This is a genomic window from Streptomyces sp. P5F9 (assembly GCF_057961495.1).
The window spans coordinates 1-8,753 of sequence record NZ_JBXVPZ010000413.1 but is presented as its reverse complement, the minus strand read 5'-3'; the positions used below and the strand labels follow the sequence as shown (position 1 = coordinate 8,753).

The following is an 8,753-nucleotide window of genomic DNA, read 5'->3' as shown; positions in this document are numbered from 1 at the left end:
CCTCCACCCCCTCCGGCCTGCCCGATCCGGCCCTGGCCACGCTGACCGGAGAGTGGATGATCGACCCCGCGCACAGCCGGATCGGCTTCTCCGTCCGGCACGCGATGGTGACGACCGTGCGCGGGTCATTCGCCGAATACAAAAGCCGGCTCTACTTCGACGGCCGCAACCCCGCCCGTTCGCAGGCCGAGATCGTGGTGTCCACCGGCAGCGTCGACACCGGCGTGGAACAACGCGACGGTCACTTGGTCGGCCGTGACTTCCTGGACTCCGCGAACTTCCCGCGGATGCGGTTCGCCAGTACCGCGGTGCAAAGGGCTGGCAACGATGTCTACCGCATGCTCGGCGATCTCACCATCAAGGACGTCACTCGTCCCGTTGTCCTCGAACTCACCTATATCGGCCATGTCACCGACCCGTTCGGCGTCGAGCGCGTCGGCTTCGACGGCACGACCACCATCGACCGTTCCGACTGGGGTCTGACCTACAACTCCCGGCTGGCCGAGGGGGGCGCGATGGTGAGCGAGAAGGTGCGGCTCCAGTTCGACATCGCGGCGATCCGGACGATGCCGGCCGCCTGACAAACGTTTGCTCGCCCGGACGCCGTGTCGCCGCGTGCCGGGCGAGTCGTATGTTTCCAGTCGTCTCCTGCCGTGCGGTCTCCCTACCGGGTGACGAGACGGCCGCCGACGATCGTGTGGACGGGGTTCAGGTCGCGCAGGGCGTCGCTCTGGCAGCGCGCCGGGTCCTGGTCCCAGACGGTGAGGTCGGCGAGGCGGCCCGGGGCGAAGGTGCCCCGCAGATCCTGATCGCCGCACAGGCGGGCCGCGTTGACGGTGTGCAGGGTGAGTGCCTCGTCGTAAGTGATGGCATGCTCGGGGCCCTTGACGCCGATGACAGTCTGGCGGGTGGTCATGCCGTAGACGGAGCGCATCGCGCCGAACTGGCCGACGGGGAAGTCGGATCCGGCGCTGACCTCGGCGCCCAGGTCGATCCAGCCGCGGGCCGCGAAGAGCCGGGCGACGCGTTCCGGGCCCCAGAAGCCCTCCTCCACCTCGGCGGTGTCGTGCAGCAGGGGCTGCTGGATGGTGATGGGGATGCCCAACTCGACGGCGCGGGCCCGCTGTTCGGGACCGGCGAGGCCGCCGTGCTCCATCACCAGCGTGCCGGCGGGCAGGCCCGGGTTGCGGGCGAGGACGCGCTCGTAGACGTCCAGGAGGGTGCGGACCGCGCGGTCGCCGTAGGCGTGGGTGCCGACCCGCCAGCCGCGCCGACCCATGGTCTCGACGGCCTCGACCAGCGCGTCGGGCTTCCAGATCAGCGTCCCCTAGAAGGCGTGGTCACAGGCGTACGGCTCCTCGGTGGCGCCGGCTTCGAGGCCGCCGTCGAACCCGAACTTCACGCCCCACACCCGCAGCCACGGGTCGGAGCCGTCACGCCAGTCCTCCATGACGTCGAGCAGGTCCCGCACCTGGGCAGCGCTGGCGTACCGAGCGCTGAACTCAGGGCGCGGACACGGGTGTTGAGCGCGCCGGCCTCGCGGGCGGCCAGGAGGACGGCGTAGTCCTCGGGGGTGACCGCGCAGTCCCGGACGGTGCCGATGCCGGTGGCGGCGTACTGTGCGGATGCCAGGCGCAGGCCGTCGATCCGCTGGGCCCGGTCCGGTGCCGGGACCAGGCGCTCCACCAGGCCCATGGCGTTGTCGATCAGCCTCGGTGATGCCCGCCAGGCGCAGCGCGTAGCTGTTGACGATGTCGTTGTGGCCGCCGCGCTTGACCAGGACGGGGTGCCGGTCGGTGGCCTGGTCGAGTTCGGCCGCGGTGGGCATGCGGCGCTCCGCGAGGTTGAGTTCCTGCCAGTTGGTGGTTGTGCGGATCCACTCGCCCTCGGGGTCGCCTTCGCCCGTTGCCGGATGAGGTCGAGGAACTCGGGGATGTCGTGGGCCTGGTGGACGGGCACGTCGTGGGCGCCGAGGGCAGCGTAGATCAGGTGCGTGTGGGTGTCGTCGAACGCGGGCAGCACCGTGGCGCCGGGGAGGTCGTGCACCTTCGTGTTCGTGCGCTCGCTCACGAGGTGGTCGAGTCCGTTCGGGTCGGGCGAGAGGGCCGCGATGCGACCCCCACCACCAGATCGGCTCCGTGATCAGTCATCGTTCTTTCCCACTTCTTCGCGACATCCGCTGACCAGGCTTTTGTACGGCCTTATAGCTGATTCGCACGTATTTGGCGCCTGTGCATGCGGGAATCAAGTCATTGCTTAGGGATCGGATCGAGATCACGCGCCAAATGATCGACAAAGCAGGCTGTCGGACCGTGGCCGCGCCTCCTTCGCGGACCGGCGACACACCGACCGTCATTGACAAGCCGATTCCGCACCGGTTGTCATGAACACATGCCGAAATATCCGGGGCTCCGACACACCCGCCTCACCCGCCTCACTCGCCGGTCCACCTGCCCCGCCCTCGGCTCCGGTTGTGCTCCGTCCCTGGACTCGCCGTGGAAGTACGGTCATTGACCGGCCGCCGCGAGCTGCTCGACACCGCCCGGGCCGAGTTGACGATCCGTCATGGAGTACTTCTCCACGGCCCCGCAGGCATCGGCAAGTCCGTACTGATCGCCGCCCTCGTGGCGTCCTCGGCCGCTCATGTCCTGCCTGCCGGAACGGTGTTGCACTGCTCCCCCGCCGCGGAGGACGCCCGGCTCCCGTTCGCCGGCCTCGTCGACCTGTTCGCACGGGTGCCGGAGACTTGCCTGGCTGCCCTGGCGCCCGAACCCCAAGTGGCCTTGCGCGCAGCCCTGTTGCGCGGCGAGACACCGGACGGCGACCGGGGCCGGCTCGCGATCCGGGTCGCCGTTCTCGATGTGTTGCGCGCCCTCGCCGCCATCGGCCCCGTGCTGCTGGTCCTCGACGGGCTCCAGTGGATCGACGAGCCGACCGCCGAGGTGCTCGCCTTCGCCGTACGCCGTGTCGAGGGTCTCGACGTACGGGTGGTGGCCGCCGAGCGGGTGACCGAGGACGAGCAGCCCGAACGGCCGCGCTGCTGCCCACCCGGCACCGTCGAACTGCCCGTGCCGCCCCTGACGGACGATGAGGTGGCGCAGCTCCTCCCTACCGACCTGCCACCGGCGGTGCTCCGGGCCGTCCAGGACACCGCCGCCGGAAACCCTTGGTACGCACGGGAGTTGGGGCGGGCTGCACCACGCGACGGAGCGGCCGTCGGCCTCGGCCGGAGTCTGCCCGTACCCCGACGACTGCGCACCCTGCTCCTGGACCAGGTGCGCACGCTGCCCGAATCCGCGCGCCGCACCCTCCTCCTCACGAGCGCCGCCGCCCGCCCCACGCTCACGCTGCTGCGCGCCGCCGGGTTGCATGACCCCGCCGCCGACCTCGCGGAGGCGGAGCGGCTCGGGGTCGCGACGGCCGACGCCGACGGGACCGTACGCTTCCGGCATCCGCTGGTCCGAGCCGCCGTCTACGCCGACGCTGCGGAGCACGAGCGCCGGCAGGCACACGCGCTCCTGGCCGGTGCGGTCGCCGAACCCGTGGAGCACGCACGGCACTTGGCGCTCGCCCACCCGTACGAGGACGAGACCACGGCCCGCACACTCATGTCCGCGGCCGGGTGTGCCCGTCGCGACGGCGCGCCCGACGCCGCCTTCGAACTGGCCGGGCTGGCGGCCCGGCGCACGCCCGGCGACCTTCCGGTGGAACGCGCCGATCGACTGTTGGCGGCGGCCGAATACGCGTGTGACGCCGGGCAGTTGGAGGAGGCGGGGCAGGCGGCCGAGACCGTGCTCGCCGGGTCGGGCTCCGCGCGGCAGCGGGTGCGGGCGCGGCTCGTTCTGCTGCGCAACGCCGGTCAGGCGTTGAAGGGTGCACATGCCCTGATCGAGGAGGGGCTCCGCGACGCCGACGGCGATCCGGAGGCCGAGGCATGGCTGCACCACTGGGCAGCCGTACGGGGCCTGCTGTGCGGGGAGTTGGAGGACGCGGCCCGGCATGCCCGGCGCGCCGCACGGCAGGCGGCCGTGGTCGGCGACACGGAGACACGGATCGGGGCGCTCGCCACGCTCGCCCGGGTGCGTTCCCTGGGCGGCGAACCGGTAGCAGCCGACGTCGCGTTGGAGGAGGCGCTCGCGCTCGCCGGTGGCGCCGGTGCCGGGCCGGAGAGCTGGGGGCTGATCCGGATGCGGGCGATCCTCGCCCTGGACTCCGACAAGGTCACCGAGGCCCGGGAGCGGGTCACCGAACTCCTCGCGGAGATCGGGGAGTTCGCCGGGGTCGAGGAGGTCATGGCGACGCTGGTGGCCCTCACCCGGATCCAAGTGCGCGCCGGGCACTGCCGGGAGGCCCTGGACACCGCGGCCCGCTGCACACGTGCCGTGGCCGAGACCGGCGTACAGGCTGCTCCGGCGCTGTACGCGGCGGCGCTCGCGGCGACCGCGGGCGGGACCGCCGACGAGGCGCGACAGCTCGCCGAGCAGGCGGTGCGGGCCTCGGAGGCGGACGGCGACCGGCTGTTCCTGCTACGCGCGTTGGCGGTGCTGGGGCAGGCCGAGTTGCTCGCCGGCGACCCGCGCGGGGCCGCCGCCGCGGTCGAGGCGCTGCAACGCGTCAGGGAACTCGGCGCGGCCATGTCCGCCGCCGATCCGCCCCTGCTGCACTGGTACAGCGACCTGGCCGAGGCCCTGGTCGTGCTGGGCGAGACGGACGCGGCCGGGGCCGTGATCGAGGAGGCGCGGAAGCGGGTGTCCGTCGACGCGCCCGGCAGCGTACTGGCCGCGCTGGAGCGGGCGGAGGGACTGCGCGAGGCGGGGCTCGGCCGGGCGAAGGAAGGGGCAGTGCGGCTGCGGGCCGCCGTGGAGCGGTTGCGTCAACTCCCGTTGCCCGTAGACCTGGTGCGCACCCTGATCGCGCTCGGCGCGGTCGAACGGCGGGCGCGGCACCGGAACGCGGCACGCACCGCTCTCGGCGAGGCATGGGAGACGGCGACGCGGATCGGCGCCGTTCCGCTGGCGGCGCGGGCCGGGGACGAACTGGCCCGGCTGAAGGCCGGTGACCGGGACGGTGAGGGGCGGCCCGAACTCACGCCCACGGAAGCGCGGGTGGCCGAACTGGTCGGCGGCGGAGCCACCAACCGGGAAGTCGCAGCGGAGCTGTTCATCAGCGTGAAGACGGTAGAGGGCACACTGTCGCGGGTCTACCGCAAGGTCGGCGTCCGTTCACGGACCGCGCTCGCCCACGCCATGGCGGTCGCCGTCATCGCGTCCGGCGCGGCGACCGTGAACGTCGGCGACGACGACCAACAGCAGCTCACGACACCGGCGGTGACAATCAGTCAGCCCGGCCGGGTCCGTACGTCCCGGACGCTCGACAACCGCCGCTGACCTGTCATCCGCGGTTCACGTGACATCCGCAGTTAACACACGACGCAAGGGTTCCCCCGCTTATGCGGGTGGGGCTGATGTTCCTACGGTGAAGCCGTTCCCCTTCCGGGACAACAACCCCCCACTCCTCGGAGGACCTCAGTGACGTCACGACTGAAACTGGTCGGCCTGGTCGCCGTACCGGCTCTGCTCGCCGCCGCCGTCCCCAGCGCCTACGCCGCCGCCCAGCCGCACACAACTCGCGCCGCCATTACCGGAGATGTCCTCAAGGGCCTGAACCACGACGCGGCCCGCACCGGTGCCGTCTCCGCCGCCAAGCGCATATCGGTGGCCATCAGCCTGACCCCGAGAAACGACAAGGCCCTCGACACCTTCGTCGCCAACGTCAGTAATCCGCGGTCGAGTTCCTACGGCCACTATCTGACGAAGGCTCAGTTCGCGGCCCGGTTCGGCCGGACCGACGCCGAGGTGAAGCAGGTCAAGGAGTACCTGCGCGCCCAGGGTCTCACCGTCGGCAAGGTCCACTCGGGGAACCTGCTGGTCGACGCCAGCGGCACCGCCGCCCAGCTGGAGAAGGCGTTCGGCACCAAGCTGTCGACGTGGAAGGACGCCAAGTCGGGCCGTGCCTTCTACGCCAACGAGACCGCGCCGACCCTGCCGACCGGCATCGCGGGCCTCGTCAGCGACGTGACCGGCCTCAACAACCGCGCCCAGCTGCACCACCAGGGGTCCGCCAAGGTCAACCCCCACAACGGCCCCGGCGGCGGCTACACCCCGGCCCAGATCAAGGGCGGCTACAACGTCTCCGGTACGTACACCGGCAGCGGCCAGAAGATCGCGCTGCTGGAGTTCGACGGCTTCGCTCAGTCCAACATCACCAAGTACGACACCAACTACAGCCTGGGCTCCCCCACTCCGACCGTGTCGAAGGTGGACGGCGGCTCGGGCGCGCTCGGTGACGGTCAGGTCGAGGTCGAGCTGGACATCGAGGTCCTGCACGCGATCGCCCCCAAGGCGAACGTCACGGTCTTCGAGGGCCCCAACTCCGACGCCGGTGAGGTCGACACCTACCAGGCCATCGTCGACAGCGGCATCCCGACCACCTCGATCAGCTGGGGTGCCTCCGAGAGCCAGCGCACCACCTCCAACATCAACGCCGTGGACGCCGTCTTCAAGGCGGGCGCGGCCGAGGGCCTCGGCTTCTACGCGGCCTCCGGCGACGACGGCTCGGACGACGCGGGTAACGGCACCACCACCGTCGACTACCCGGCGAGCGACCCGTACGTCACCGGCGTCGGCGGCACGACGCTGACCGTCACCTCCGCCAACGCGTGGAGCAAGGAGACGGCCTGGTCGGGCGGTGGCGGCGGCAAGTCCTCCGTCTTCAAGATCCCGAGCTGGCAGACCGCGGTGCAGAAGACCGCGGGCGGCGGCTACCGGCAGGTCCCCGACGTGTCGGCGCTCGCGAACCCGAGCCCCGGTGTCTCGATCTACTCGCAGGGCAGCTGGGGCACGGTCGGCGGCACCAGCGCCGCCGCGCCCGAGTGGGCGGCGTTCGGCGCGCTCTACAACCAGCAGGCCGCGGCGGCCGGCAAGGCCAACCTCGGCTTCGCCAACCCCGCCCTCTACACGGCGAGCGGCACCGGTTTCCACGACATCACCAGCGGCAGCAACGGCGCCTACTCCGCCGCCAGCGGCTGGGACTTCACCACCGGCTGGGGTTCGTACAACGCCGCGACCCTGGCGACCAAGCTGCTCGGCTGACCGCCGGCAGCCGAACACCGATGCCGGCAGCCGAACACCGATGAATGAAGAGCGGGCCGGGAATCACTCCCGGCCCGCGCTTCGTCTCACCTCAACTTCGGCTCACCTGAACTTGGCCTTGCCGGGGCCCTCTTCGACGAAGCTGCGCATCCCGCGCTCACGGTCTTCCGTGGCGAACAGCCCCGCGAACCACGTGCGTTCGACCGTCAGCCCGGTCTCGATGTCCGTCTCCAACCCGGTGTCGATCGCTTCCTTCGCGGCCCGCATCGCGATCGCCGGACCCTGCGCCAGCTTCGCCGCCCACGCATGCGCCTCGCTGAACACCTCGGCGGCGGGCACCAGCCGGTCGACGAGCCCCAGCGCGAGCGCCTCGTCCGCCTTGGCCATCCGACCCGTGAAGATCAGGTCCTTCGCGTCCTCGCGACGCGAAGCCTCCTCGGCGAGTGCGCGGAGGCCGTCCTGTGTCTCCGTGTCCAGGGCGTTCATCGGTGGCCGGTCGAGGCGGATGGTGCCGACGCCCTCGGCGACCTCGAAGTGAGTGTCATCGCCGGCCTCAGCTGTCGTAGTCGACGGCGAGGGTGTCGGACACGGGGAAGGTCTGGCAGGTGAGAACGTAACCGGCGTCGACCTCGGCGGGTTCGAGGGCGTAGTTGCGCCGCATGTCCGCAGTGCCGTCGGTGACCAGCGCGCGGCAGGTGCCGCAGACGCCGCCCTTGCAGGCGAAGGGCAGGTCGGGGCGGGTCTTCTGGGCGCCGTCGAGGATCGAAATGTCCTTGTGCAGGGCGGAGTTGGTGGTGCGGCCGTCGAGCGTGATGCTCACCTGGCTGACGGGGCCGTCGTAGGCCTTGTCGATGTGTTCATTGGTCCGGACGGGCTCGTCGTCGGCGTAGAACAGCTCCTGGTGAACGCGGTCGACGGGGACGCCGAGGCCGGCGAGGACCTGTTGGGCATCGCGGACCATGCCGTGCGGGCCGCACAGCCACCAGTGGTCGGCGGTGTCCACGTCGACGAGGGCGTCGACGAGCGCGCTGAGCCGGTCGGCGTCCAGGCGGCCGGAGAGGATCTCCGCCTCGCGCGGTTCGCGGGACAGGATGTGCGCGAGCTGGAAACGGCCGGGGTACAGGTCCTTCAGGTCGGCGAGGTCGTCCGCGAACATCACGGTGTCGCTGCGCCGGTTGCCGTAGAAGAGCGTGACACGGGAGCGGGTGTCGGCGGCGAGGACGGATTCCGCGATGGAGAGCATCGGGGTGATTCCGGAGCCGGCGGCGATCAGGACGTGGTGGCCGGGGCTGGTCAGGTCGGGGGTGAAGGCGCCGGTGGGGGCCATCACCTCGACGGTGTCCCCGGGGCGTACGTCGTTGACCAGCCAGGAGGAGAACAGGCCGCCGGGGACGACCCGTACGCCGATGCGCGGGCGCGCTCCCGCCGGGGAGCAGATCGAGTACGAGCGGCGCTCGTCGCGGCCCTCGACCTCGCGGCGGAGCGTGAGCGACTGCCCGGGCCGGTACGCGAACTCCTCGGCGAGTCGCTCGGGGATGTCGAAGCTGATGGCGGCGGCGTCCTCGCACAGCGACTCGACGGCGGCGACCCGCAGCGCGTGAA

Annotated in this window: 7 protein-coding genes; 3 read left to right on the top strand and 4 right to left on the bottom strand. The window is 71.3% G+C overall.

Features of this window, described 5'->3' with window-relative positions:
* Positions 1-17: 17 nt before the first annotated feature.
* Positions 18-581, top strand: a complete 564-nt coding sequence (locus AC31A1_RS40645; protein WP_489658107.1) for a YceI family protein — start codon at positions 18-20, stop codon at positions 579-581.
* A gap of 83 nt (positions 582-664) precedes the next feature.
* On the opposite strand, the gene AC31A1_RS40640 is transcribed toward AC31A1_RS40645, so the two are convergent.
* Together AC31A1_RS40640 and AC31A1_RS40635 are read right to left on the bottom strand one after the other, a co-directional pair.
* Positions 665-1,279 (bottom strand): amidohydrolase family protein, encoded by a 615-nt coding sequence (locus AC31A1_RS40640; protein ID WP_489658106.1) that lies wholly within the window; start codon positions 1,277-1,279, stop codon positions 665-667.
* A gap of 119 nt (positions 1,280-1,398) precedes the next feature.
* Positions 1,399-2,070 (bottom strand): amidohydrolase family protein, encoded by a 672-nt coding sequence (locus tag AC31A1_RS40635; RefSeq protein ID WP_489658105.1) that lies wholly within the window; start codon positions 2,068-2,070, stop codon positions 1,399-1,401.
* Positions 2,071-2,495: 425 nt separating this feature from the next.
* Between AC31A1_RS40635 and AC31A1_RS40630 the strand changes: the two genes are divergently transcribed.
* Positions 2,496-5,387, top strand: coding sequence for a helix-turn-helix transcriptional regulator (locus AC31A1_RS40630; RefSeq protein WP_489658104.1), 2,892 nt, complete (start codon positions 2,496-2,498; stop codon positions 5,385-5,387).
* 141 nt (positions 5,388-5,528) lie between these two features.
* Complete coding sequence (locus AC31A1_RS40625; protein WP_489658103.1) at positions 5,529-7,151, top strand: S53 family peptidase; 1,623 nt, start codon at positions 5,529-5,531, stop codon at positions 7,149-7,151.
* Positions 7,152-7,253: 102 nt separating this feature from the next.
* On the opposite strand, the gene AC31A1_RS40620 is transcribed toward AC31A1_RS40625, so the two are convergent.
* Complete coding sequence (locus AC31A1_RS40620; RefSeq protein ID WP_489658102.1) at positions 7,254-7,637, bottom strand: enoyl-CoA hydratase/isomerase family protein; 384 nt, start codon at positions 7,635-7,637, stop codon at positions 7,254-7,256.
* 67 nt (positions 7,638-7,704) lie between these two features.
* The coding region (gene paaE, locus AC31A1_RS40615; RefSeq protein ID WP_489658101.1) for a 1,2-phenylacetyl-CoA epoxidase subunit PaaE at positions 7,705-8,753 on the bottom strand (1,049 nt) is incomplete at its 5' end.

What these genes read in the sequence shown, in the direction of transcription:
- AC31A1_RS40640 (WP_489658106.1), bottom strand. Translation starts at nt 1,279, where the DNA reads ATGGGTCGGCGCGGCTGGCGGGTCGGCACCCACGCCTACGGCGACCGC.
- AC31A1_RS40620 (WP_489658102.1), bottom strand. Translation starts at nt 7,637, where the DNA reads ATGAACGCCCTGGACACGGAGACACAGGACGGCCTCCGCGCACTCGCC.